Consider the following 26,546-nt stretch of genomic DNA (forward strand, 5'->3'; position numbering starts at 1 on the left):
CCCGGATGAGACAAATTTTTGCGCTCGCTAAAGTAGCAATTGCGCGATCATCTTGCCGTTCACCATTTTTGCGCGTGTTGCATTGCAGCGATTGCCTTTTGCGCCGAATTGCGGCCAATGTGGCGAGAATGCCTTTTTCCAGTCCAGTTCCTGACGGACAGGATATGGCGTGAACGATTCCTCACAAGTCTCAGGGAACCATGATGACGCAATACCGCTCTGCATTCAGCAAGCTCGCTCTATCGACCTTTCTCTTCACGCTTCCGCTCAATGCAGCACTGGCCCAGGACGCGACCGCGGTAGCCGAAAGGCTCAAGGCCGTCCTGGCAGCCCAGAACCTGACGCTCAGCTGGACCAGCGTGTCGGGCGACGCCTCCGAGACCGTGCTTGAAGGGACAAGCATCGCGATGGCCGGGGAAGACAAGCCGGTTTCCGTCGGCAAGGTCACGCTTGGCGGCATCACCGAGGAGAATGGCGGCTACAAGATCGAGACCCTCAGCACAGAGGCCTACAGCCTCACCGAAGGTACCACCAAGGTCGATGTCAGCCCGCTGACCATCGGCAATGTGTCGCTGCCGGCCGAAGGCTCGACCGATCCGCTGGCATCGTTCCTGATGTACGAGACCGCCAATCTCGACAACGTCAGCGTCAAGATCGGCGACAAGCAAGCCTTCCAGATGACCAACTTCGCGGCAGAGGTAACACCTCCGGCCGACGGCAACGCCATGGAATTCACCGGTTCGGCAGAGAAATTCACCGCCGACCTCAGCCTCGTCGAAGACCCGCAGTCGAAGGCTGCGATCGACGCGCTCGGCTACCAGAACATCAGCGGCGACTTTCAGCTGGCAGGCACCTGGCAGCCGACCGACGGCCGCATGGCGCTGTCGAACTACGACATCACCGTCGACGCCGCCGGTACACTCGGCATGACCTTCGACCTCGGCGGCTACACCGTCGATTTCCTCAAGTCGGTGCAGGACCTGCAGAAGAAGATGGCCGACCAGCCGGAAGGCACCGACAACTCGGCTCAGGGCCTCGCCATGCTCGGCCTGATGCAGCAGCTCACCTTCAACGGTGCGACCGTGCGCTTCGACGACGATTCGGTGACCAACAAGGTTCTCGAATATGTCGGCAAGCAGCAGGGCATGTCGGCCAAGGACATCGCCAACCAGGCCAAGGCAATCGTGCCGTTCATGCTGATGGAACTCAACAATCCGGAACTGGCAGCGCAGGTGACGGCAGCCGTGACCGCCTATCTCGACAACCCCAAGTCGCTCGAGATCGCAGCCAAGCCCGCCTCGCCGGTTCCGTTCGCCCTGCTGGCGGCCAGCGGCATGTCCAACCCCAAGGAACTGCCCAAGACGCTCGGCCTGACGGTTACGGCCAACCAGGATTGATCCTTGGCAAGACGGCCAAACGGAAAAAGCCCGGCAGCGATGCCAGGCTTTTTTGTTGAATCGAAAGAGTCGCTTGCGCGGGCCTCTTAAGCTTCCTTCTTGGCCACGGCGACGCGCAGCGACAGCTCGCGCAGCTGCTGCGGCGAGGCTTCGGCAGGCGCATTCATCAGCAAGTCCTGCGCCTGCTGGTTCATGGGGAACAGCGTCACTTCACGCAGGTTCTTCGCACCGACAAGAAGCATGATCACGCGGTCGACGCCCGCAGCCATGCCGCCATGTGGCGGGGCGCCGTACTGGAAGGCGCGGTAGAGACCACCGAACTGCTCCTCGACCTCTTCACGCGACTTGCCGGTCAGCTCAAACGCCTTGACCATCAGCTCGGGCAACTGGTTGCGGATCGAACCGGATGCGATCTCGAAGCCGTTGCAGACCATGTCGTACTGATAGGCCTTGATGGTGAGCGGGTCCTGGTTGTTCAACGCATCCAGGCCGCCCTGCGGCATCGAGAACGGGTTGTGGGCGAAATCGATCTTCTTTTCGTCTTCGAGCCATTCGTAGAACGGGAAGTCAATGATCCAGCACAGCTCGAAACGCTCGCGGTCGACGAGATTGAGCTCCTCGCCCGCGCGGGTGCGGGCAGCACCGGCAAACGAGACGAACTTCTTGGGATCGCCGGCGACGAAGAAAGCGGCGTCGCCATCCGACAGGCCAAGCTGCTGGCGGATCGCCTCGGTGCGCTCTTCACCGATATTCTTGGCGATGGGACCAGCGCCTTCGAGCTTGTCGCCTTCCTTGCGCCAGAAGATGTAGCCGAGACCCGGCTGGCCCTCGCCCTGGGCCCAAGAGTTCATGCGGTCGCAGAATGCGCGCGAACCACCGGTCCTGGCCGGGATGGCCCAGACCTCGACCTTCGGGTTGGCAGCGATCATGCCTGCGAACACCTTGAAGCCCGAACCGTCGAAATGCTCCGTGACTGGCTGGATCTCGATCGGGTTGCGCAAATCGGGCTTGTCGGTGCCATAGGTGCGCAGCGCGGTGTCATAGGGAATGCGGCGGAACTGCTGCGTCACCGGCTTGCCGTCGGCAAACTTCTCGAACACGCCGCGCATCACCGGCTCCATCGTGTTCCAGACGTCTTCCTGGGTCACGAAGCTCATTTCGAGGTCGAGCTGGTAGAATTCGCCCGGCAGGCGGTCGGCGCGCGGGTCTTCGTCGCGGAAGCAAGGCGCGATCTGGAAATAGCGATCGAAGCCGGCGACCATCAGAAGCTGCTTGTACTGCTGCGGTGCCTGCGGCAGGGCGAAGAACTTGCCCGGATGGATGCGCGAGGGCACCAGGAAGTCGCGTGCACCTTCAGGCGACGATGCCGTCAGGATCGGCGTCGAATACTCGGTGAAACCCTCATCGGTCATGCGCGCGCGCATTTCGGCGATGATCTTGGTGCGGGCCACGATGTTCTTGTGCAGCGTCTCGCGGCGCAGGTCGAGGAAGCGATACTTGAGACGGATGTCCTCGGGGTATTCGGGTTCGCCGAACACCGGCAGCGGCAATTCCTTGGACTGCGACAAGACCTCGATCTCGCCGGCGAAAACCTCGATCTCACCGGTTGGCAGGTTGCCGTTGACGGCCTCGGCCATGCGCGCCTTGACCTCGCCATCGACGCGGATGACCCACTCGCCACGGACGGTCTCGGCGACCTTGAAGGCCGGCGAATCGGGATCGGCGACGATCTGGGTCAGGCCGTAGTGGTCGCGCATGTCGATGAACAGCAGGCCGCCGTGATCTCGCACGCGATGCACCCAGCCGGACAGGCGGACGGCGGAACCGACGTCGGATTTCCTCAATTGAGCGCAGGTGTGGCTGCGGTAACGGTGCATGGCAAATATTCCGGTTCGGGCTGTTGTCATACGGCGTCGAGGCGTCCGATGCGCCCGGGCCGAAATTTGGCGGGAAAAGCGCATGGGTGCCCGGTTTTGTCAAGGTAAAGCCACCGGTTCGGGCGGTTCCGCTACGCAGAACGCCCCAGTTAAAGGCGCTTCTTCAGCCAGACGCGCGAATGGCCCGCCGGATAGTCATCGATACGGCCGAACTCCTCGTAGCCCAGCCGCTTGTAAAACTCCGGGGCCTGAAAGGTATACGAATCGAGATGAACGCCGACGCAGCCCCTTTGCCTGGCGACTTCTTCGGCCTTGCCGAGCAACTGCGCGCCGAGACCGCGGTTGCGATGTTTCGAGCTGATCCAGAGCCATTCCACGAAAAGCCACGAATATTCGGACGAGCCCTTCAAGCCGCCAGCGAGCGAACCGTCCTCGTCGCGCGCGACGATCCACAGATCCTGCTCATTGTGGGGCCCCGCCGTCTCGTAGTTGTAGGCGTTCAGGCCATCGCCGATCAGCTGTGCCGTCTCCCGATCAATGCTCGTGCTGACCGTCAGTGTCGTCATCATCAGCTCCCGCTCTCGCCATCCGTCGGGACGACAGGCGCGCAAGCTAACCGTCTCGACGCTCGACACGTTGGCGCAGCCGGCGGAATATGTCGCACCAGTGGCCGACTGGCATTGACCGAATGGCCTAACTATAGCCAACTCACCTTTTTTCGCGTTGCCGAATGTCCTCCATACGTCCCCTCATCCCGCTTCTGATCACCGCCGGCATCCTGCTGGGCGGCAACGGCCTGCAAAGCACATTGATTGCGTTGCGCGGGGCACAGGAGGGCTTTTCGGCGTCGACCATCGGGCTGATGGGCACCTTCTACTTCATGGGGTTCCTGCTCGGCTGCATCTTCATCACCCGCATCATGAAGGCCGTCGGCTATGTCCGAGCCTTCGCGGCACTGGCAGCCATCGCTGCCGCCGCGACATTGATGCTGGTGCTGGTCATCGACCCGATGATGTGGTCGCTCATCCGTTTCGCCACGGGCTTCTGCTTCGCCGGGCTGTTCACGGTGATGGAGAGCTGGCTCAACTCGGGCGTCTCCAACCATGACCGGGCCCGGGTGCTCGCCATCTACCGCATCATCGACATCGCTTCGGTGACCGGCGCTCAGTTCATGATCCCGGTGTTCGGCGCCGGCGGCTTCACCATCTTCGCCATCATGTCGATCATGATCACGCTGTCGCTGGTGCCAGTGTCGCTCGGCGACCGTTCCAACCCGACACCGCCGGAGGAGGTCAAGCTCGACTTGAAGCGCGCCTGGCGCATCTCGCCGCTCGGTAGTATCGGCTGCATCTTCGTCGGCGTCACCAACAGCGCGTTCCGGACGCTGAGCCCGATCTATGCCGAACAGATCGGGCTGTCGGTCACCGACGTCGTCACCTTTGTCAGCGTTGGCATCATCGGCGGCGCGTTGGTCCAGTATCCCCTCGGTTACATGTCCGACCTGTGGGATCGCCGCAAGGTGCTGCTGGTCACCACCGTCGGCGCGATGACCTCGGCGCTGATGCTGGTTTTCCTTGCCGGCAATTCGCCGCTGGCCAACTTCGTGCTGATCTTCATCTTCGGCTCGTTCGCCATGCCGCTCTATTCGCTGTCGGCGGCGCACGCCAACGACCGGGCGGAAAAGGGCGAGTTCGTGCTGATCAACGCCGCGCTGATGCTGTTCTACTCGGTCGGCGCAATCGCGGGTCCGTTCGTGGCCTCGATCGTCATGGAGCAGTTTGGACCGCATGCGCTTTTCAGTTTCAGCGCAGCAGTCTACGTCGCGTTCGTGGCGGTCATCGTCTATCGCATGGGATCGCGCTCGCCGGTGCCGGCCGGCCGGCGCGGCCGCTTCATCGCCTTGCTGCGGACGTCGCCGATTTTCGCCCGCCTGGCGGGGCGAAATGGCCCAACGAATGGTTCGGACGCCGACTAGACTTCCTCTCCGGATGCGGCAATCGCTTGACGAATGGCCGCTCGACTGAAATGGAAAGACAACGCGTTCTGATAAAAGCAATATTATGCATGTAATAACGACCCAGGACGAACTCGATACCGCCGTTGCCGCTCTCGAAAAATCCAACTTCGTCACGGTCGACACCGAGTTCATTCGCGAAACCACTTTCTGGCCCGAGCTCTGCCTGATCCAGATGGCGGCGCCTGGCGTTTCGGCGCTGGTCGATCCACTGGCGCCCGGGCTCGACCTCAAGCCGTTCTTCGACCTGATGGCCAACGAAGCGGTGACCAAGGTCTTCCATGCCGCGCGGCAGGACATCGAAATCGTCTTCCATCTTGGCGGGCTGATCCCTCATCCTGTTTTCGACACGCAGGTGGCGGCCATGGTCTGCGGCTTCGGCGACAGCGTCTCCTACGAGCAGATCGTCCAGAAGATCACCGGCGGCCGCATCGACAAGTCATCGCGCTTCACCGACTGGCGCCACAGGCCGCTGTCGGAAAAGCAGCTCGAATATGCGCTGGCCGACGTCACCCACCTGATCGATGTCTACCAGCATCTCGTCACCGAGCTCGAGCGCGAAGGCCGCGCGCACTGGCTGAACGAAGAGATGGAAGTGCTGACCTCGCGGGCAACCTACGATCCGCATCCGGAAGACGCCTGGAAGCGGCTGAAGATGCGCCTGCGCAAGCCGCAGGAACTGGCCATCGTGCAGGCCGTCGCCGCCTGGCGCGAGCGCGAGGCGCGCGAACGCAACGTGCCGCGCGGGCGCGTGCTCAAGGACGACGCGATCTACGAGATCGCCCAGCAGGCGCCGCGCGACACCACGGCGCTGTCGCGGCTGCGGACCACGCCCAAGGGCTGGGAGCGCTCCTCTTCGGCAACCGCCCTGCTCGGCGTCGTCAATGCGGCGCTCGAAATACCGCGCGACCAGATGCCCAAGCTGCCCAAGACCTTCCAGCCACCTGAGGGCTCGAGCGCGGCCGCCGAACTGCTCAAGGTGCTGCTGCGCCTGGTCTCGGAAAAAGAAGGGGTGGCGCCCAAGGTGCTTGCTTCGGGCGACGACATCGACCGTATCGCCGCCGAAGGCGAAGCCGCCGACGTCCCTGCCCTCCAGGGCTGGCGCCGCTCGGTGTTCGGCGAAACGGCACTAAGACTCGTGCGAGGCGAAATCGCCATCCGTTTCGACAAGCGCAAGATCGCAGTGTTCGAGATTGAAGCCTGAACGCCCTGATCGGCGCGGCTCAGACCGCGCCGGCAAGATGCAGCGTAAACCAGATCCACAGCAGCCCAAGCACCAGCCAGCCCAGAATGAAGGCTAGGCTGCGAAACCTGACCCGGTTGGCGGTCAGGTGAACCCACGCGTGCGCATAACGTGTCGCCACGAACAGCCAGGCCAGCCCGACACTGACAAATGACGCGCCGTCGGTCACGTAGAGTGCCAGGCACGCTGCGTAGAACAGCACCGGCAGCTCGAACTGGTTGATGGTGTTGTTGGCGGCGGTGACGCTCAACTCCGGCTCGGCGGCGCGCGTCTTGAACTGGTTCACCCGCGCCTCGCCAGCCTGTACCGCCTGCCTGCGCCGCAGGCCCAGCACGACATAGACGATGTAGACCAAAAGAACCTGCGAGAGTATCGGCCAGAAAATAGCGGTCTGGTTCACAAGCATAACCTCAAGAAAAATGATCGACTAATCTGGCCATCAATTGCTGCACTCCATTTCTGCTTAATGGAGAATTTACGGATCATGATCGAAACTGTGCTGCAGCAGTTCAATGGTCGACCGAAACATGATGCTCCCTGCAACCGCCAATCGCTACCAACCTGCTCTAGCAGTCATCCAAGCCGGAACCTATGCCCGTGAACGCGTAATGCGCAAGGATGCGCAGGCTGTGGGGGGCATGAAGCCGCTCGGCGATATGGCGCAGACTGCACCGGCCCGCCCGAAAGACATGCAGGCCATCAACGAGTATTACTTCGGCATCAGCCTGACGCCGATGGAAGTGATGTTCTCCATGGTCGAGAGGGCCGTCGACTTTCTCAACGACAAGCTGGGCGTGGGCAGCGACGGCGACCCCAAAGCCGTCGAAGCCGGCAACAAATGGCGTGAAGAAACGCTGATCAAGAATGTCGGTGTCGGTTCGGGGGACGACTTCCGGATCCCGAAACCAGGCGAGAACGGCGTTACCTTCCGGGCTGTGGCCAAACTCGTCCTGGAGAAATTCAAGACCGAATTTCTGGCAGGCGACGGCGATCTCAGAAAGGTGCTGGAGGATGCGGCGGGCTTCCGTCTGGACGGGATGAACGCAGTCGATCTGTTCAAGGCATTCGCAGATCCGGAAAGCGACGCCGCGAGGAAGGTGTATGACGCGGTGTTGGAAGGCCTTGCCGGCCAGGCCGGCAGCAAGGTTTCGCAACGCTTGGAAGCGGCAACGTCCGGGGCCAAGTCGGTCGAAGAGACCCTCGCCGACCAAAAAGGGTCTTCAATCGACGTCGTCGACAAGGAAACGATTGCCGAGGACCTGAAGGCTGTCCGGACAGCCGAAGCGAAGGAAAAGCTCGACGAAGCAGCAGCCATTCCCGAGAAGATCAGAGACGCCCTCGAGGAAATTCAGGCCGGCAAGGACACGTCCGGACCGGACAGTTCGCAGGCGGCCTTGGCAATAGTCCAGGCCCTAAGCGGGATGAGCGAAACCGTGTCGTCCCCGGCAACTGGCCAGGATGCCCCCGAGATGGAACTGGACCTGTCCGGCATCGCCAGGGACGCTGCCAAGGAAGACCACGACGAGGGCACCAAGGGGGAAGCCCTGCGTGGGCTGCTTGCGCAATACCTCGAATTCATCGACGCATCGGACATCTACAAGAAACAGAAATTGTACATTCGGCTATAGCCGATCAGCGTACCTTGCGGTCGCCGGTGGCTGGTGATCGCCTGACGCTTCGCAAGCCCGCAAGTACAAAGGTTGCGACGACCGCGACCGATACAGCCAGAAACGCAAACTTGGCGACGATCAGGCCGGAGGCGAGCGCCATCGACCTGGTTCCCGCCGATGGCGGGTCGGCGAGGATTCGCGCCACGACGATGTTCTGGGCATAGTCGGCAATCGTATAGGGCAGCACCAACGCAAGTGCTGCGACCGAGCGCATCGTCTCCGAAAGGCCAGCGAAACGCGGCAGCCTGTCGCCGGCCTTCAGGATCAGGCTGACCAGCGTCGCCGAAAGCAGCGCTGGGAAGACCAGGTCGAACGTCAGGTAATGCCAGACGAGAATGATCTCGGCGCCCGGCCGGCCGAGAGCCGCGATCCAGGCAAAGCCTTCGCTCTCGGAGAACCCCCAGAAACGCAGATCGAGCGACGGCAGGCCGCCGCTCAAGCTGCGGAAATAGAAGAACTCCAGCAGCGTCATTGCGGCGAATACTGCCGCAGTGACGACGCTTAGCGCAGCCGCGTGACGCCGCAGCCGCACGATCATTGGGCTTACATGCCGCCGGGGTAGTTCGGGCTTTCGCGCGTGATGGTCACGTCGTGGGCGTGGCTCTCGCGCAGGCCGGCATTGGAGATGCGCACGAAAGTGGCGCGCTCGCGGAAGTCGGCAAGATTACGCCCGCCGACATAGCCCATCGCAGCCTTGAGGCCGCCGGCGAGCTGGTGCAGGACGCCGCCGACAGGGCCCTTGTAAGGCACCTGGCCCTCAATGCCTTCGGGAACCAGCTTGAGCGTGTCGCGAACCTCGGCCTGGAAGTAGCGGTCGGCCGAGCCGCGCGCCATGGCGCCCACCGAACCCATGCCGCGATATGCCTTGAACGAGCGGCCCTGATGCAGGTAGACCTCGCCCGGGCTCTCTTCGGTACCGGCGAGAAGCGAGCCGATCATGGCCGCACCGGCGCCAGCGGCCAGAGCCTTGGCGAGATCGCCCGAATACTTGATGCCGCCGTCAGCGATGACGGTCACGCCGGCCTTCTGTGCCACCTCGACAGCCGACATAATGGCCGACAACTGCGGCACGCCGACACCGGCGACGATACGCGTGGTGCAGATCGAGCCCGGCCCGATGCCGACCTTGACGGCGTCGGCGCCCGCGTCGATCAGCGCCTGGGCGCCGTCGGCGGTGGCGATGTTGCCCGCCATGATGCGGATGGAGTTGGAAATCTTCTTGGCCCGCGCCACCGCATCGAGGACGCGCTGGGAATGGCCATGGGCGGTGTCGATGACGAGCAGGTCAACGCCGGCGGCGATCAGGCGCTCGGCACGCTCGAAGCCGTCATCGCCGACGCTGGTGGCAGCCGCGGCGCGCAGGCGTCCCTGCGCATCCTTGGACGCGTTCGGGTTGAGCTGCGACTTCTCCATGTCCTTGACGGTGATGAGGCCGACGCAATTGCCGTGCTTGTCGACGACGAGCAGCTTTTCGATGCGGTGCTGGTGCAGCAGCCGCTTGGCTTCGTCCTGTTCGACCGTCTCCTTGACGGTGATCAGGTTCTCGCGCGTCATCAGCTCATAGACCTTCTGCGCCGGGTCGGAAGCGAAGCGCACGTCGCGGTTGGTCAGGATGCCGACCAGGCGGCCGGTCTTCTGGCCGCCGGCGCCGCCATTTTCGACGACCGGGATGCCCGAAATGCCGTGTGTCCGCATCAAGGTCAGTGCGTCGGCCAGCGTGGCGTCTGGGCCGATGGTGACCGGATTGACCACCATCCCCGATTCGAACTTCTTGACCTGGCGGACCTGCTCGGCCTGTTCGGCCGGGGTAAAGTTGCGGTGGATCACACCGATGCCACCGGCTTGCGCCATGGCAATCGCCAGGCGGGCTTCCGTCACCGTGTCCATGGCCGCCGAAATGATTGGCACGTTGAGATCGATATCGCCGGCAATGCGGGTGCTGATGTCGGTTTCGCCGGGCATCACCTCGGAATGGCCGGGCTGCAGCAGCACGTCGTCGAAGGTCAGCGCCAGAGCGCCGGTGGAGGATTCAATGATTTTTGCCATGGCCAACCTCGGAATACGTAAAAGGACGCTGGAACCAGTTGGTATGCAGCGCCGACTCGTCTTTTCCCTTTCAGGATTGGCGGTGGCTGGTACCACGTCTTCGAGCCGATGAAAAGCGCAGCTTGAGGCGCAATCGACACGGAGGCGAATTCATCGTGCCGACTGGACCGCACGGGCCGCATGTGTTGGCTGCGGACAGGCTGCCGCATCCATGTTAACGGTCGGATCGGACGGCGGCCTGGCTGCCGGCAGATGCAGACGCCACTGCGGAAAAGTCCGTGAACAGAACCACCCCGCTCATCCTTGCCGTCGCCCTGTTCATGGAGAACATGGACTCGACCGTCATCGCCACCTCGCTGCCGGCGATCGCGACCGACATCGGCACGAGCCCGATCGCGCTCAAGCTGGCGCTGACGGCCTATCTCGTTTCGCTCGCCATATTCATCCCGATCAGCGCCTGGATGGCCGACCGTTTCGGCGCCAAGCTGGTCTTCCGCGTCGCCATCGGCGTTTTCATGCTGGGTTCGGTCGCCTGCGCCATCTCGGGGTCGCTCGGCGAATTCGTGCTCGCGCGCTTCCTGCAAGGCATGGGCGGTTCGATGATGACGCCGGTAGCGCGGCTGGTTCTGGTCCGCACCACCGAAAAGAGTGGCCTGGTGGCGGCAATGGCAACGCTAACCATCCCAGCACTCGTCGGTCCGCTCATCGGCCCGCCGGTCGGCGGCTTCATCACCACCTTCTTCGCCTGGCACTGGATTTTCCTGATCAACATTCCTATCGGCGCGCTGGGCATCTGGCTGTCGGGGCGCTTCCTGCCCGAGATTGCGCCGGAGGCAACGCGACCGATCGACGTGCCCGGCTTCTTCCTGTCGGCCATCGCCGCCTCAGGCGTGGTCTTCGGCCTGTCGGTGGTCAGCTTGCCGGCGCTGCCGCCTGTCGTCGGCGTCGTCACCATTGCCGTCGGCCTTACCGCAGCGCTGCTCTACATCCGCCACGCACGCCGGACGCCCTACCCGCTGCTTGAACTCAAGCTCTTCGCCAATCCGGTCTTCCGTACGGCGATTGTCGGCGGCTCGCTGTTCCGCGTCGGTGTCGGTGCGGCGCCGTTCCTCTTGCCGCTGCTGTTCCAGCTCGGCTTCGGGCTGTCGCCATTCCAGTCGGGCATGATCACCTTCGCCACCGCAGCGGGAGCGCTGTCGATGAAGTTCGTCGCGCCGAAAATCCTGAAGAGCATGGGGTTCCGCACGGTGCTGACAGTCGCTTCGGTGGTTTCAGCCGGGCTGATGGCGGCCAATGCGCTGTTCACATCCCAGACGCCCTATCTCGTGATCCTTCTGGTGCTGTTCCTGTCAGGTTTCCTGCGGTCCTTGTTCTTCACCTCGTCGAACGCGCTGGTCTTTGCCGACATCGAGACCGCCCAGAGCGGCCAGGCAACCGCCATCTCGGCCGTCGCCCAGCAAACCTCGGTGGCGCTCGGCGTGGCAGTCGGCGGCGGCGCGCTCGAAATATGGTCGCTGGCCACCGGCCAGGCGATCGGCGGGGCCGGCTTCACCTTCGCGTTCCTGACGGTCGCACTGATTTCGGGACTGCCGGCTTTCATGTACGCACGCATGGCGCCCGATGCCGGCGGCTCGGTTTCCGGCCACCGCCTGCGTCAGCGCGAGGCCAACGAGCCGCAGCAGCTATGAGGCGTCAGGCTCGGACCTGCCCTTGAAATCCTTGGCAAGCAAATAGAGCTCAGCCGATTCATCGCGCGAGGCCGGCGGCTTGACGTGGTGGACGGTGCGGAAATTCTGCTTGAGCAGGGTCAACAGTTCGGCCTCGGTGCCACCTTGGAAGGTTTTGGCCAGGAAATGGCCACCGGGCTTCAGCACCGAAATGGCGAAATCGGCGGCAACCTCGCACAGATGCATGGTGCGGATGTGATCGGTGCGCCGGTGCCCCGTCGTCGGCGCCGCCATGTCGGACAACACCAGGTCGGGCGCGCCGCCGAGCGCCTCGGACAGGCGCGCCGGGGCGGCATCGTCGAGGAAATCCATCAGCAGCACGGGCGCTCCGGGCACCGCATCCATTTCGAGATAGTCGATGCCGACGACATGCGGCTTTTCCGCCGTCGAATTGGTGCGGGCGGCCGCCACCTGGCACCAGCCACCGGGTGCGGCACCAAGGTCGATGACCTTCATGCCCGTCTTCAACAGATGATGCTTGTCGTCGATCTCGATCAGCTTGTAGGCCGCGCGCGAGCGGTAGCCGTCGGCCTTCGAGCGCTGAACGTAGGGGTCGTTCATGTGGCGTTCGAGCCAGCGGCGCGACGATTCCTTGAGGCCGTGCTTCTTCTTGATCTTGGTGCGCAGCACGCGCGTCGCGCCCGCTCCTACCGCTGGTTTTGGTTTCTTGGTCATGTACGCTGTCCGTTCCGCCAGTTGCGGCGCCACACGCCGTCATCGGCCATCAATTCGCTCAAAATGCCCTCGCGCAAGCCGCGATCGGCGACACGCAGCCGTTCCGATGGCCAGACCGCCCGAATGGCTTCCAGGATGGCGCAGCCCGCCAGGACCAGGTCGGCCCGGTCGGCGCCGATGCAGGGATTGGCTACGCGCTGCTGGAAATCCCAGCCGAGCACTTTTTCGACCATGCGGTCGACGCTGGTTCCATCCATCCAAAGCCCGTCGACGCGGCGGCGGTCGTAGCGGTCGAGTTCGAGATGCACGCCGGCGAGCGTGGTGACCGTGCCCGAGGTACCCAACAGGTGGAATTTCGGGCTCGACACGACATGGGCCAGGCGGTCGCGACCGTCGAACGAACGCAGGCGGGTGGCAACATCCTCGACCATCGCGGCAAAGATCTCGCGCGTCACCGTGCGGCCGCCGAAGCGCTCGGCGAGCGAAACCACCCCGACCGGCAGCGACGTCCACGAGACGATGTGATTCGCCAGCCGCGGCGAGCGGTGGCGCGAAACGTCGATCAGGGCGATCTCGGAGGAACCACCGCCAATGTCGAACAACACGACCCCGTCGGTGTCGCGCTCGACCAGCGAGCCGCATCCCGAAACAGCCAGCCGCGCTTCCGTCTGGCGGTCGATGATCTCGAGCTTGAGGCCTGCCTCACGCTCGACGCGATCGATGAACTCCGCACCATTCGCGGCCGAACGGCAGGCCTCGGTGGCGATCAGGCGCGCTTTCTTGATCTTGCGGTTGCGCAGCTTGTCGCTGCAGACCTTGAGCGCCTCGACCGCCCTGTCCATGGCCGCCTGGCCGAGCCGACCGGACGCCGAGAGGCCCTCGCCCAGCCGCACGATGCGCGAGAAGGCGTCGATGACGCGAAACTGGCCCGGCCTTCCCGGCACAGCCACCAGCAGCCGGCAATTGTTGGTGCCAAGGTCGAGCGCCGCAAAGACCGGCAGGTCCGACACCGGCATGCGGCGCGGCTGTTCGGCCACGTCCGGCCTTGCGACCGGGTTGCTTGGCTTCAGAGAAACGGCTGGCCCGGCCACGGGTACTGCGGCCTCCGCCGGCTTGCCGCCGGCCGCAAGCTGAACGCCGTCGCGCGCAAAAACCTTGCGGCCGCGGCGGCGCTTACGCCTTTTCCTGGTCTTGCCTTTTGGTTGCGCGGCGTCCCCATTGCCGTGACCGTTGACCGGTCGCACGGCGGCCTGACGGCCCGGTCGGGGAGCTTCCCCGCCATGACGCGACGGACCATCCCCGGAGACACCCGCATCCGACGCGCTGACGTCGGCTTCGCGGTCCTTCACCCTGCAATTTCCTTCTGGCGCCGCGCGAACCCTTCGGACGCTGCACGCGCATATCATCTTGTGTTGGCGCCAGACTATCAGTGCGGGACCCGATCACCAAGGCCCGCCGGCGTTGAAATTTGGCCGGCGCGTCCCGCAGCCAGCTGCATCGCCGTCGAAAATCACGGGTCGGGTTGAATAGCCGGCTTCGATGAGGCAAAGCTGAAGGACGAGCCGGTCATGCGAGCGGACGCATTGCCACAACGAGGAACTGAAACGCCAGACCGAAAGGAACGGGCAAGCGCTCCTGCATGAGAATCAAAGACTTCATCTGGCCCGTCATCGGGCTCGGCGCCGTCGCCGTTTCTGCCTGGCTGCTCTATCACGAATGGCGCGAAATCTCCCTCGACGATGTGTGGAGCGGCCTGACCGCCATCCCCTTCCACGGCTGGATACTCGCCGCGATCAGCTCCATCGTCGCCTATGGCGCGCTGGCCGGCTATGACCACATAGCGCTGCTGCATATCGGCAAGCGCGTGTCGTGGTTCTTCGTCACCGTCTGCTCCTTCACCACCTATGCCCTTTCGCACAATATCGGCGGCTCGGTATTCTCGGGCGCGGTGATCCGCTATCGCGCCTATGCCACCAAGGGGTTGACCGGCCAGGAGGTCGGCGTGCTCGTCGGCATCTGCTGGTTCACCTTCGTGCTTTCGAGCGTGTTCGTCGGCGGCGTGGTGATTCTGCTCGAGCCGAGCCTGCTCGACCGCTACACCGAGGGCAGCCACGAAGCATGGTGGATCGCGCTGGGCGTTGCCATGCTGCTTTCGGTCGGCGCCTATGTCTTCGGCAGCTGGCTGCATCTCAAGCCGCTCGCCATCCGCAGCTTCCGCCTGCACTATCCGGCACTGCCGATCGTGGCACGCCAGCTGATCATCGGCCCGCTGGAAATACTGGCGGCTGCGGCGATCATCTATTTCGTCCTGCCCGCCGAGCACAATCCGGGCTACCTGATCGTGCTGGGCATCTTCCTGTTCTCCTTCGCGGTGGCGCAGGCGTCGCACGCGCCGGGCGGACTGGGCGTGCTCGAAGTGGTGTTTCTCACCGGCCTGTCGGAAATGGACCCGGCGGCGGTGCTGGCAGCACTTCTGGTCTTCAGGCTGTTCTACCTCATCATCCCGCTCATCCTGGGGGTCATAGCGGTGCTTGCTTTCGAGCACTCGCAGTTCGGCCGGAGCGCCAACAAGGACGAGGCCTGAAAACCGAAATTGCCGCAACTGATGGGGTTGACTATTTCCCGGCGGCGGCTACAAGGCGCGCACAGGTGGCCGCGTCAAACGCGACCCGCCAGCGCCGGACAAGTTTCGGCCATGCTGGGGAATAGGTTAACGGTAGACCCACGGACTCTGACTCCGTTAGTCCTGGTTCGAATCCAGGTTCCCCAGCCAACTCGCCTTCCAGAAGCTTTGAAATCCGCGGAATCCATGGCCGTTCGTCATCGTTTCACCTCGAATCGGCCTTCCACAACTGTTGTCCAGAGATGGTGTCCATCCGGCCTGGACGAGCGGAGCACGGGTGGATGGGGACTGCGCAGGCATCAGGTCGAAAACCTCGTTCTCAGGGTCCCGTCTTCTATTGGCGGGCCCGCATTCCCGTCGGATTCGCGTCGGCGACAGGCAACGGCAGGCTTTCAGTGAGCCTTAGGCTCTTGGACCGTAAGAAGGCGTCCGTGGTGGCGCGGCGGCTCAATGCCCTGCTGTTGCAGCTCGAACTGATGCCGATTGCGAGAATGGCGACGAAAGAACAGCTGACCAAGATCTTTGCGCTCGAGATCGATGCGGTGCGTGACGAGATCGAGACACTCGACCGCTTTGCCAAACGCAGGGGCACTCTCCGCGATCCAGTGCATCGGGAAGCCGACCGGGGGAATAAGCGTCGAGCAAGTGCTGCTGCTACGCGCTGGCGCAGAGATTGGCGGCTTGCTTGTCCAGCGCGTCGATGCCGCGCTTTGGCAACACGTCAGGCGTCAGCTAACGCCTGCGCGAGGTCGGCGACAAGGTCGTCGGGATGCTCGACGCCGATCGACAGCCTTATTGTCGAGTCAAGAACGCCTATCCGTTCCCGGACGTCTCTGGGCACACCGGAATGGGTCATAGCGGCTGGGTGGCTCGCCAGCGATTCTGTGCCGCCGAGGCTGACCGCAAGCTTGAAAATCTGCAAGGCGTTGAGAAAGGCGAATGCTGCGGCCTGACCACCGACAATGTCGAACGAGAACGTCGACCCGGCGCCTGTGCATTGCGTTCTGAAGGCATGTGCAGCCGGGGTGTCTTCGCCGAGGAACGGCAGATAGGCCACCCTTGAGACCTTGGGATGCTCGGCCAGGAATTCGGCGGCGATGCGGGCGTTGGCGTTGGCCTTCTCCATGCGAATGCTCAGAGTTTCCAGCGAGCGGCCGAGCATCCAGCAAGAATGGGGATCAAGTTGTGTGCCAATCGCTCCTCTGAGTGCCTTGATCGGTTTGGTGATGGCCTTGCTGCCGAGGGCCGCGCCGGCGATCAGATCGGAATGGCCGCCGACATATTTGGTCAGGGAATAGACCGAAATGTCGACACCGTGGTCGAGTGGACGCTGGAACACCGGTCCGAGCAACGTGTTGTCGCACACGATGACCGGGCGATGGCCCTGTTTGGCGGCGATCTCATCGGCAATGCGGCCGACAGCCAGGAAATCGACCAACGTGTTGGTCGGATTCGAGGGCGTTTCGATAAAGATCACTGAGACGCGGCCTCGCTCGCAGCCTTCATCGGCAGCAGCGCGAATGGCGGTTTCATCAACACCGTCGGAGAAACCCACAGAGCCAATGCCGAAATTGGCCAGCGTCTTGGCAAACAACGTTTCGGTGCCGCCATAAAGCGGCTGTGAATGCACGACGGCATCACCCGGGCGCGCGAAGGCAAGCAAAGTGGTCGCGATAGCCGACATGCCGGACGAGAACAGGATACAGGCCTCCGCACCTTCATAGATTGCCAGGCGATCCTCGACGATTTCGCTGTTGGGATGATTGAAGCGCGAGTAGACGAGTCCGGCTCCGGTTCCGCTTGGCGGCTCCTTGCGGCCGGAGACGAAATCGAAGAAATCGCGCCCCTCTTCGGCTGATTTGAACACGAAGGTCGAGGTGAGAAACACCGGCGGCTTCACCGCTCCTTCCGACAGTTGCGGATCAAAGCCGTAGCTCAGCATTAACGTTTCCGGATGCAGCCGATGGTTTCCGATGTGTGTCTTGGACGGTCTGGGCGCAGTCATGATGATCCCCCGGTTTGAGAGGCAATGTGGGTTTGCCGTATCCTTCGCGTCGATTCTCTTCCGCAGTTGAGTCTAGCGCTGAACTAGCTTTGACTTGTATTCGCTGCGCTGGAGCGTGCCCCACGGCACCAGATCGACCTGCGCGGTGAAGACGAGCATATCGCGGAACCGCTTCTGAATTCTCGCTGCAAGTTCCGGATCGGCAGCGGAATCCTTCGCCAGTTCGACCACCACCGGCACAGGTGGTTCTTGCCGTACGCCTGGGTCCTGCGGCTTGACCAGGATCATGCCACTCACCTCCGGCATGAACTGATTGACCACCTCGCGAATGGCCGATGGGAAAACATTGACGCCGCGCACGAGAAGCATGTCGTCAGTGCGGCCGATGCAGCGGACCCGAGGCGCGGTGCGGCCGCACCGGCAGGGCGAACTCCAGACCTGGACATGATCGCGCGTCCGGAACCGCAGCAGCGGTGCAGCCTGATGGCGCAGATGGGTCAATACAAGTTCGCCGCGCGCACCGTCCTCCATTGCAATCGGTGCGCCGCTTTCCGGATCGACCAGCTCGGGATGGACGAAGCCGCGGCCGCCGAGATGCATGCCGCATTGCTCTTCGCATTCGCCCCACAGCGAAACCCCGATGTCGCCGATCCCCATGGCCTCCGTCACCTTGGCGCGCCATGCCTCTTCGAGGCGCGCGCGCAGGGCCGGTTCGCCGCCGCCGGGCTCGCCAGCGACCAGAACGCGCTTCACGCTGGAGCCCTTGAGGTCGAAGCGCCTCTCTTCCGCCCATTCTGCGAGGTAGGCCGCGTAGGAGGGCGTCATCACCACCGCCGCCGGCTTCAGGAGGCGGATGGCGGTTATCAGGCGCTCGGTATTGCCCGTACCGACGGGAACGTGGGTCATGCCGAGCCGGTCGAAGGCGCCGAGCGCCGCGCCCGCCACGAAAGGTCCGGCATTGTAGGTCGAGACGATCGCTTCGCCCGGGCTGATGCCCGAAGCCGAATAGCTCCGGGCTGAGGTCACGACCCAGTTTTCGAGATCCTGCGCCGTGAGAGGAATGTAACTGGGAGTACCGGTTGTGCCGCTTGTAGAGAAGATGCGCACGATCTCTTCCCTGCGGACCGCCAGATGCGTGCCGATCGGATGATTCTCGCTGCATGACGCCCTGATCTCGTCCTTCTCGGTGAACGGCAGCTTCTCGATCGAATCCAGACCGCCGATCTCTTCCGCGGTGGCAAAGCCGGCCTGCTTCAGCTTGCTGTGGTAGAAGGCCGAGTGGGCGAGGAGGTATCCGACCTGCCGGCGGTACTGAGCGTCGTCCTGCCTGACCTGATCGCGCCAGGGGTTGGTTTCCACCTCCGGATCGAACATGGCTCAGGTCCTGCTATTGGCACCGTAGGAAACGGCCGCTTCCGCATGGCCGGCGAGGACAAAGCCGATGGGGTTTTGCTGTTCTTCCGCAAGATGAGCAAGGAGGCCGCCGGTGCGGGCAAGCAGCGGGATCGCCTTGAGAAATGCGGGAGGGAAGTCGAGATCGAGCAGGACTGCGGCAATCGGCATCGAGACGTTCAAGACGAGCGTCTTCCCCCATACCTGCGCCACCGCCTCGCGCATGCGCCGCGCCAGATCGACATGCGGGCCGCTGACGCCGCGCTGGTCGGCAAGTTCCAGGATGCGCTCGGCGCGCGGGTCGAGCGGCCGGTGCACAGGATGCCCGAAACCCGGCGCCTTTCCGCCCGCTTCACGGATTTCACGAGCCAACTCCAGGACGACCTCGTCGGCATCCCCGCCCTCGGTCACCCGGGCACGCGCCTTTAGGAGAAGCGCGCCGCAGAGTTCGGAGGTACCAAGGATTACGGGGCCGCAGCCGAGAACACCCGCGGCCAACGCGCCCTGTAGTGCATTGGGATCGGAGGCGAGAGTCATCCGCGCCGCCTGGACAGTGGGCATCATCCCGTGTTCGGCGATCGCAACGAGCAAGAGGTCCAGGAAGTAGCGCTGATCTTCAGTCGGCTCGCGCCCGGTCAAGAGCAGATAGAAATACGCAGTGAAGCTCAGCCGACCCATGAGATCGCTGCAGAGATCCCTGCCTCGCACTTCGACTGCGTTTGCTGCCGCGATACAGATTTCAGTGGTGGCTGTGCGCGCTTTACCGATCGGCATGGGCTGCGTTTCCGTCGGAACGGTTCAGTATCTGTAGCACTCGGATGCTAGACTGACGATGGAGATCACACAACAGCGGACCTGCGCACAGGCAGTGACGGCGGCGATCTTCGGAAAAGCAAAGCCTTCCGAGCATGAGGCGAATGGACGCCAGTTTGAGGAAGGCGAGCGCATTGCGTGACAGGTTCGCGAAGTCCTTGGCCAGCCTGCGGCATCGAGAGGACTACTGAGCGCGCCGCTGGCATCGTCCACCGGCCCCAGCGTGGTTGGTGGGCGTGCCGGGTGCCGCATTGTTTTGCGATGGTGCAGCGTTTTGAATGCGGTCGGCATGGGCGATAGTGGCAAGCCGGTGGGCGATGACAAGCGTGCTCGGGCGTCTTCACCGGCACGAAGCGCATGGTCGGCCGGGTCACCGCCTCGCAGATGGCCCCGATCCACAGCACATAGGCTGCCCCCGGATGGCCTCAAGGTGTACATGTTCGCGCGGCTCATGATATCGGCATGTTGATTGATCCTGGATTCTGACAGAATGGTGGCGCCCAAGCGCATCTCTGAAGGTGAGGCCGATGCGCGCATGGCGCAGGTCAGGCGCGTCCGGACGCTGAGGCTGCTCGACGATGCCGGCGACCGGCGCCTGACGTTGGTCATAGCACCTGCCGGCTTCGGCAAGTCCTCGTTGATGAACCAGCGTTACGAGGATCTGCGCAAGCAAGGCCACCAGGCAGCCTGGGCCGCGCTGGATGGCGACGATCGCGACGGCACCCACTTCCTCCTCGGACTGCTCGGAGTTCTCACCGCAGCACACGTCTTCCCCGCTGCGGCGCAGGATTATTCCAGTCTGTCGCAGCAGCATGTTCTGGGCGTCATCCTGACCCAGTTGCAACGGCTGCGCCGCCCCCTGTACCTGTTCCTCGACGACTATCATTTCGCCCAGAGCGATGAAAACGACGCGACGCTGGCGCGGCTCCTGTTTTCGCCGCAGGCACGAAACCTCAGGCTGCTGATCATCTCCAGGTCGGAGCCGAGGTTGGCGATCTCGGCGATGCAGCTGAATGGCCAACTCACCTATCTGAAGGCCAGCGATCTGCGTTTCTCGCCCGGAGAGGCTCAGAACCTGCTCGCCATGGCCGGGGTAAAGCTCGATAAATCGCAGATCGAAGCCCTGGTCCAGAAGACCCAGGGCTGGGCCGTGGCGCTGCAGCTTGCTCGGGTGCTGTTGCGTGACGGGGCCGTGACCGACAGGGACCTGCTTGAATTCAGCGGCACCCAGTTGGATATGGCACGCTACCTGTCCGAACAGGTCTTTTCGTCGCTCTCGGTCCATATGCAGTCGGCGCTGGTCGGCGTTGCGGCCCTGCCCTATTTCAGCGCCGAGCTGGCGAGCGCGGTCGTCAGCCCTGCCGCCGCCGCCGAACTGACCTCCGACATCGCAATCGGAGGCTTGCCGATCGAGGCGTTCGATGATGGGCACAAGCAGTTCAAACTGCATGCGGTGTTCCAGGAATACCTGATGCAGGAAGCCCTCGCGCGCGGGCTGGACATCAACCAGATCAGGCGCAGTGCCGCGCACTGGTATGCAGCCCGGCGCGACTGGGCGAGTGCCATCCGCCACGCCTTGCATGCGGAAGACTTCCGCCTTGCCGGGGAATTCTCCGAAAACGCGGGGGGATGGCGACAGGTCTATGCCGGCGCCCGCGGGCTGCTGCAGCAGTTTCATGCGCTGGCGGCGGTGCTGCCCGAACCGGAAGCCGCAAAGTTTCCACGCAGCTTTCTCGGACTGGCCGTCGTCGCGGCCAAGGGCGGGAACCTGGCACTGGCGACTCATTATTTCGAGTTGGTCGATCGGACCATCGACCGTTCCGACAATATCTTGGTCAACGAGGTCCGCCTGATCGGCGCGCTCATGGCGCTGTACCGGGACGATCGCATCGAAGCCCTCGACCTGTCGCTTCTCGAGCGCGATCTGACGCTGCTTGAGCTGGTGGAACCCGTGCAGCGCGCACTGACCTACAATCTGCTGTGCTTCCAATATCTGGAGCGCAGCGAGTTCGAGCGCGCCGAGCGCCACGGCAACCTGGCGATCCAGTCCTTTACCCAGGCAGGAGCGCTTTTCGGGGCGATGCATCTCCATGTCCATGTCGGGCAGGCACAGTTCTTTCGCGGCGACATGGAAGGCGCGAGTGCGGCCTACGAGCGCCTGGCCAGCGACGCGCAGAACGCGATTGGCAAGGGTTGCGACCTCGACGCGATCGCCCAGGTCCTGCTGGCCGAGACGCTGTCGGAGCGTGGTCTTCATGATGGCGCCGAGCGCATCCTTGAATGGTCGCTGCCGCATCTGGAGAAGAACGACTGTTGGTTCGACCTGTTGGCCGCAGCCTATCTGTCCCGCATTCGCGCAAGAATGGTCAGGAACGATTTTGACGGCGTGGACGCCGTGCTCGAACAGGCAAGGCGCACCGCACAGCGCCGTGGCTTTCCCCGCCTGCAAAGACTGGTGGCACGAGAGCAGATGCGCTCGATCATCCACTTCGGCGACATACAGGGCGCCAAGCGTTTCGCCGACCGTTTCGATCTCGGCCCGGAAACCGCGTTCGACGTCGAGCGCAACCGGCTTTCTTTCCGGCTGCGTGGCGAGGTACCCGCAACGCTGTGGGTACGGATCTGGATACAGGAAGGCCAGACGGAGCGCGCACTCGACATGCTGCAGCGCCTGGAGGTGGCACAGGAGCGTCCCTTCAGTGTGCCGCGAATGCTCCGGATGCGCCTGCTGGCGGTGCTGGCCGGCATGAAGACTGGCAAGGCCGAACGCACCGCTTCGGTGCTTGATGAAATCCTGCTGACCCTGCCCAGTGCAACCTATCGCGCGGGCTTTTTCGAGGAGGGTCCCGACATGCTCGCTCTGCTGCGCCGGCGCGCGCAGGAGGCCGGCCCCGACAGCCTGATCGCCCGGCGCGTCGGCCAGATCTTTGCGCCGGCAGATGCGTCCGCTCCAGGACAAGGTTCGGCAGAAACGGCGGCGGATTCCTCGAGCGCACCGCATACGCTGACCCAGCAGGAACTGAAGGTCATTTCATTGATCTGCGGCGGCTTCTCCAACAAGGAGATAGCGAGGCACATGGACGTCAGCGAAAACACCGTGAAGTTTCACGTCCGAAATATCTTCTCAAAGCTCAATGTCCACTCGCGCACCTCGGCCATCTCGGTCGCGCGAGAGCTAGGACTATTAGCCTAGCCGTCATTTTGGGTAGGCACCCAATCAGCCTGCCCACCCGATCGGTCGGGTATGCAAGTCCGTTCCACGATGCAACCTTGCCGCATGAGCAGCAGATACACGCGCTGCAGTCATAAAGGTGCGGAATGGAGCAGCAGGTGCGAACCGTCGATCCCGTGACCCAGGAGATCATCCAGGGCAAGCTACTGTCGATGGTCGACGAGATGGGTATCGTGATGGCGCGGACCAGCATGAGCCCCGTCATCTACGAGGTTCTGGATTTCGCCTGCGGCATCTGCACCCGCGACTGCGACCTGATCGCCCAGACCAACGGCATCACGCTGTTCACCGGCACCTTCGCCACCCAGGTTCGCAGCCTGGTCGAGCGGTTCGCCGACGACATGGCGCCGGGCGACGTGCTGGTCACCAACGACCCCTATGCCGGGGGTACGCATTCCTGCGACCTGGCGATCATGCGTCCGATCTTTGCCGAAGGCCGCATCATCGCATTTGCCATCAATGTCGCCCACTGGCTGGACGTCGGCGGTGCGGTGCCCGGCAGCCTGCCTCCGGACGCCAATTCGGTGTACCAGGAGGGCCTTCGCCTGCCCTGCGTCCGCATTGCCCGCGACGACAAGCTGCTGCCTGACATGGTCCGCATCATCAGCGAAAATGTCCGCCTTCCGGAAGTGGCGTTGGGCGACCTCAATGCGCAGCTTGCCACTGTGCGCATCGCCGAGCGCCGCATCCTGGAGATGGTCGAAAAGTACGGTGCAGCCCCGATCCAGGACGCCTTCGACCACCTCCTCGACGTCAGCGAGCGGCGTAGCCAGGACGTCATAGCGGCACTGCCGGACGGCATCTACGAGGCAACCGACATCATCGATGGCGATGGCATTACCACCGACGCCATCGAAGTGAAGGTCGCCATCCGGATCGAGGGCGGCCGCATGGAGGTGGATTTCACCGGCTGCCCACCAGCCGCGGCAGGCCCGATCAACTGCGCGCGCGGGGCACTCAGCTCGGCAGTGAAGACCATCTTCAAGGCGCTGGTGGCGCCACAGGAGCCGTCCAACGAAGGGTGGTTCCGGCCGCTTTCGGTGATCGCTCCCAATGGAACGGTCTTCACGGCGCAGAAACCCTCGCCGACAGGCTGGTACTACGAAGGCTCCGTCCATGCCTCCGAACTGGTATGGAAGGCGCTTGCACCGCTGATGCCGGAACGTTTCTCCGCCGGCTCCTATTCCAGCCTGTGCGTGACATACATCAATGGCCGGACCGCCGACGGCGAAGAGTTCATCCACATCGAGCCGCAGCATGGCGGCTGGGGTGGAACGCCCGGTCGCGACGGCGCCAGTGCGGTGATCGCCCTGACCGACGGCGATACCTACAATTACTCGGTGGAGCTGATCGAAGCCAAATTTCCGCTCCACGTTCGGCGCTACGCGCTCAATGTCGAGGGCGGAGCCGGCGCAGGCCAGTGGCGCGGCGGCTTCGGGGTCGTGCGCGAATACGAGATCCTGTCCGGAGAGGCCGACATCCACAGCGGCTTCGGCCGCTCGAGGACGCCGCCCTGGGGCATGGACGGCGGCGGCGCGGGCAGTCTCAACCGGCTCGATGTCGTGGACAAGGAGGCGGCGAACACCACCTCCTATGGGCGCCTGTCTCACCGCCGCGTCGTCAAAGGCGACTTGCTGCGTATCGCCACTGGCGGCGGCGGCGGCTGGGGCGATCCAACCAAGAGAAGCAAGGATGCGATCGCCGAGGACATCAGCGCCGGCTACATCAGCGCGGAACGCGCGGCATCGGAATACAACCACCGGGGCACGACGACGAAATGATCAGACTTGCAACCGATGTCGGCGGCACCTTCACCGATCTCGTTGGATATGACGAGAAGACGGGCAAGGTATTCACCTCGAAGAGCCTGACCACACCCCAGGACCAGTCCATCGGCGTGCTCGACGTGATCGACCGCGCAGAGAGTGCCGGCGGCCTGGACCCCGACAAGGTCCGGTTCTTTGCCCATGGCGGAACGACGGTGATCAACGCGATCACCGAACGCAAGGGCGTCAGGACCGCCCTGGTGACCACTGCCGGGTTTCGCGACGTCCTCGAGATCGGCCGCGGCAACCGCCCCGACCTCTACAATCTCCAGTTCCACAGCCCCGAACCGTTCATCCCCAGGAAGCTGCGTACAGAGGTCCGCGAACGGGTCGGCGCGGACGGAAGGATCATCGAACCGCTCAACGAGGACGATGTTCGCCAGGCCGCGCGCCTGTTTCAGGACGAGGGAGTTGAGGCCGTAGCGGTCATCTTCCTGCACAGCTACGCCCACCCGGATCACGAGAAGCGCTGCGCAGCGCTGCTGCGCGACCTGCTGCCGGGCGTCACCGTCTGCGCCAGCTACGAGATCTCGCGCCAATGGCGCGAATATGAGCGCACCAACACCGTTGCCCTCAACGCCTATGTACAGCCGATCATACAGCGCTATTTCGCCAATCTCGAAAAGGCGCTTGCCGCCAAGGGCGTGTACTCAGCCTATTATGCGATGCTGTCGAATGGCGGAGTCGCGACGTTCTCGCAAGCCGTCGCCAGTCCGCTGACCCTTGTCGAATCCGGCCCTTCGGGCGGTGCAGCTGGCGCCGCCAGGATCGGCGCGATCCTCGGCGAAAAGGATGTCCTTTATCTGGACGTTGGCGGCACGACGGCAAAATGCACGCTCATTCGCGACGGCAAGCCAAATCTCGACGCCGAATACAAGTTGGAATGGGCCCGCACCTTCCCCGGCTATCCGGTCCAGGTGCCGGTGGTCGACATCGTCGAGATCGGCTCGGGCGGAGGCTCGATCGCATGGATCGACGCCGCCGGCGGCCTGCGGGTGGGACCGAAAAGTGCCGGGTCTTCGCCCGGACCGGCCTGCTACGGGCTTGGTGGGACCGAACCGACGGTCACTGACGCCAAGGTGGCCATCGGGCTGCTTGATCCTGCCGCATTTGCCGAAGGCGCGATGACCCTCGACGTCGAACTCGCGCGCCAGGCCATCACCAGGCTGGCCGGACCGCTCGGTCTGTCCGTCGACGACGCTGCCCAGGCCATCATCGACGTCGCCGAATCCAACATGATCAACGCCCTGAAACTGGTCACCGTCCAGCGCGGCCACGATCCACGCGACCTTGCGCTGATCGTTAGCGGCGGCGCCGGTCCGATGCTGGGCGCCCGCCTCGGCCGCGAACTCAATGCCAAGTCGATCATCATCCCACCGCATTCGGGCATCTTCTCAGCCTGGGGCATGCTGGCTGCGCATCCACGCGCGGACATTCGCAAGACATGGTTCTCGCCACTCGTCCCCTCGTCGCTCGGCGAACTGGCCAAGCTCTTCGCCGACATGGAAGACGAGGCACTGTCCTATTTCGACCTCGACAACAAAGACGGCATCGCCTTCAGCTACACCGTCGAAATGCGCTATCACGGACAGGAACACAGCGTGTCGACGCGGTTCGCGCCGTCGATGCAACTCGCGGATTTCGCCGAGGCCTTCCATCTTGCTCACGAGACCGCCTACTCGTTCCGCCTGCCCGATGCACGCATCGAGGTGACGAACCTGCATCTTCAGGCCGAGATTGCCGGCAATGTCATCGACTGCCCTCTGATCGACGATGATGGTCGTACTGTCGCCAAGGCGCGCAAGGGCGAACGCAAAGTCTATTTCGGCAACGATGGCGGCTGGAAATTCTGCGCTGTCTATGATCGTAACGGTCTGCCCTGCGGCGAGCGGCTAAGTGGCCCGCTGCTTGTCGAGGAGCCAACCACGACAACGCTTGTTCATGCAGGGCAAGTCCTGGAAATCACTGACCGGGGCATCATGGTAATCACGGAAGAGGTCCGCTAG

At 63.3% G+C, this 26,546-nt stretch carries 19 protein-coding genes, 1 tRNA gene and 1 pseudogene; 10 read left to right on the plus strand and 11 right to left on the minus strand.

The genetic code is table 11. The features are described from left to right. The first annotated feature begins 203 nt into the window (after positions 1–203). Complete coding sequence (locus CO731_RS19945; protein ID WP_199914493.1) at positions 204–1,397, plus strand: hypothetical protein; 1,194 nt, start codon at positions 204–206, stop codon at positions 1,395–1,397. An 86-nt stretch (positions 1,398–1,483) separates the two neighbouring features. On the opposite strand, the gene aspS is transcribed toward CO731_RS19945, so the two are convergent. Both aspS and CO731_RS19955 read right to left on the minus strand, forming a co-directional pair. Beyond that, positions 1,484–3,274, minus strand: coding sequence for an aspartate--tRNA ligase (gene aspS / locus CO731_RS19950; protein ID WP_108608506.1), 1,791 nt, complete (start codon positions 3,272–3,274; stop codon positions 1,484–1,486). Between the two features lie 149 nt (positions 3,275–3,423). Next, on the minus strand, positions 3,424–3,909 hold the full coding sequence (locus CO731_RS19955; protein WP_245439424.1) for a GNAT family N-acetyltransferase: 486 nt from the start codon (positions 3,907–3,909) through the stop codon (positions 3,424–3,426). Positions 3,910–4,004: 95 nt separating this feature from the next. On the opposite strand from CO731_RS19955, the gene CO731_RS19960 reads away from it, so the two are divergent. Both CO731_RS19960 and rnd read left to right on the plus strand, forming a co-directional pair. Beyond that, on the plus strand, positions 4,005–5,249 hold the full coding sequence (locus CO731_RS19960; RefSeq protein WP_108608507.1) for an MFS transporter: 1,245 nt from the start codon (positions 4,005–4,007) through the stop codon (positions 5,247–5,249). 85 nt (positions 5,250–5,334) lie between these two features. After that, on the plus strand, positions 5,335–6,492 hold the full coding sequence (gene rnd / locus CO731_RS19965) for a ribonuclease D (protein WP_108608508.1): 1,158 nt from the start codon (positions 5,335–5,337) through the stop codon (positions 6,490–6,492). Positions 6,493–6,511: 19 nt separating this feature from the next. Here the strand turns inward: rnd and CO731_RS19970 are convergent, their stop codons facing one another. Beyond that, positions 6,512–6,931: an MAPEG family protein gene (locus CO731_RS19970; protein ID WP_108609947.1), complete on the minus strand. Its 420-nt coding sequence runs from the start codon at positions 6,929–6,931 to the stop codon at positions 6,512–6,514. 112 nt (positions 6,932–7,043) lie between these two features. On the opposite strand from CO731_RS19970, the gene CO731_RS19975 reads away from it, so the two are divergent. Next, positions 7,044–8,159 (plus strand): hypothetical protein, encoded by a 1,116-nt coding sequence (locus tag CO731_RS19975; protein ID WP_108608509.1) that lies wholly within the window; start codon positions 7,044–7,046, stop codon positions 8,157–8,159. A gap of 4 nt (positions 8,160–8,163) precedes the next feature. Here the strand turns inward: CO731_RS19975 and CO731_RS19980 are convergent, their stop codons facing one another. Continuing rightward, entirely contained in the window at positions 8,164–8,739 is a 576-nt protein-coding gene (locus tag CO731_RS19980; protein ID WP_108608510.1) for a hypothetical protein, read from the minus strand. A 5-nt stretch (positions 8,740–8,744) separates the two neighbouring features. After that, the gene (guaB, locus tag CO731_RS19985; RefSeq protein WP_108608511.1) at positions 8,745–10,247 is read right to left on the minus strand and encodes an IMP dehydrogenase; all 1,503 of its coding nucleotides are present in this window, start codon (positions 10,245–10,247) and stop codon (positions 8,745–8,747) included. 278 nt (positions 10,248–10,525) lie between these two features. Between guaB and CO731_RS19990 the strand changes: the two genes are divergently transcribed. Further along, complete coding sequence (locus tag CO731_RS19990) at positions 10,526–11,935, plus strand: MFS transporter (RefSeq protein ID WP_108608512.1); 1,410 nt, start codon at positions 10,526–10,528, stop codon at positions 11,933–11,935. Here the strand turns inward: CO731_RS19990 and CO731_RS19995 are convergent. Both CO731_RS19995 and CO731_RS20000 read right to left on the minus strand, forming a co-directional pair. After that, the gene (locus CO731_RS19995) at positions 11,930–12,649 is read right to left on the minus strand and encodes an RlmE family RNA methyltransferase (RefSeq protein WP_108608513.1); all 720 of its coding nucleotides are present in this window, start codon (positions 12,647–12,649) and stop codon (positions 11,930–11,932) included. The two genes, CO731_RS19990 and CO731_RS19995, sit on opposite strands and share 6 nt — an antisense overlap. After that, positions 12,646–13,998 (minus strand): Ppx/GppA phosphatase family protein, encoded by a 1,353-nt coding sequence (locus tag CO731_RS20000; protein WP_108608514.1) that lies wholly within the window; start codon positions 13,996–13,998, stop codon positions 12,646–12,648. Before CO731_RS20000 ends, CO731_RS19995 begins: the two co-directional genes overlap by 4 nt. 290 nt (positions 13,999–14,288) lie before the next feature. On the opposite strand from CO731_RS20000, the gene CO731_RS20005 reads away from it, so the two are divergent. Next, positions 14,289–15,233 (plus strand): YbhN family protein, encoded by a 945-nt coding sequence (locus CO731_RS20005; protein ID WP_108608515.1) that lies wholly within the window; start codon positions 14,289–14,291, stop codon positions 15,231–15,233. A 115-nt stretch (positions 15,234–15,348) separates the two neighbouring features. Next, positions 15,349–15,422: transfer RNA gene (locus tag CO731_RS20010), tRNA-Gln, on the plus strand. A 571-nt stretch (positions 15,423–15,993) separates the two neighbouring features. On the opposite strand, the gene CO731_RS20020 is transcribed toward CO731_RS20010, so the two are convergent. The 4 genes and pseudogenes from CO731_RS20020 to CO731_RS20035 all read right to left on the minus strand — a co-directional run. Further along, positions 15,994–17,277, minus strand: a complete 1,284-nt coding sequence (locus CO731_RS20020) for a cystathionine gamma-synthase family protein (protein ID WP_108608516.1) — start codon at positions 17,275–17,277, stop codon at positions 15,994–15,996. Positions 17,278–17,349: 72 nt separating this feature from the next. Beyond that, entirely contained in the window at positions 17,350–18,651 is a 1,302-nt protein-coding gene (locus CO731_RS20025; protein ID WP_108608517.1) for an AMP-binding protein, read from the minus strand. Between the two features lie 3 nt (positions 18,652–18,654). Next, on the minus strand, positions 18,655–19,443 hold the full coding sequence (locus tag CO731_RS20030; RefSeq protein WP_108608518.1) for a citryl-CoA lyase: 789 nt from the start codon (positions 19,441–19,443) through the stop codon (positions 18,655–18,657). A gap of 118 nt (positions 19,444–19,561) precedes the next feature. After that, a pseudogene (locus CO731_RS20035) lies at positions 19,562–19,660 on the minus strand (IS5/IS1182 family transposase); the annotation flags it as partial. A gap of 312 nt (positions 19,661–19,972) precedes the next feature. Here CO731_RS20035 and CO731_RS20040 point away from each other — a divergent pair. From CO731_RS20040 to CO731_RS20050, 3 genes are all read left to right on the plus strand, one after another. Next, positions 19,973–22,675, plus strand: coding sequence for a LuxR C-terminal-related transcriptional regulator (locus CO731_RS20040; RefSeq protein WP_108608519.1), 2,703 nt, complete (start codon positions 19,973–19,975; stop codon positions 22,673–22,675). 137 nt (positions 22,676–22,812) lie between these two features. Beyond that, the gene (locus CO731_RS20045) at positions 22,813–24,495 is read left to right on the plus strand and encodes a hydantoinase B/oxoprolinase family protein (RefSeq protein ID WP_343207433.1); all 1,683 of its coding nucleotides are present in this window, start codon (positions 22,813–22,815) and stop codon (positions 24,493–24,495) included. Then, positions 24,492–26,546 (plus strand): hydantoinase/oxoprolinase family protein, encoded by a 2,055-nt coding sequence (locus CO731_RS20050; protein WP_108608521.1) that lies wholly within the window; start codon positions 24,492–24,494, stop codon positions 26,544–26,546. The genes CO731_RS20045 and CO731_RS20050 overlap by 4 nt, the downstream gene beginning before the upstream one ends.

Origin of the sequence: Aminobacter sp. MSH1, from assembly GCF_003071665.1 — a bacterium.
Taxonomy (GTDB): Bacteria; Pseudomonadota; Alphaproteobacteria; order Rhizobiales; family Rhizobiaceae; genus Aminobacter; species Aminobacter niigataensis.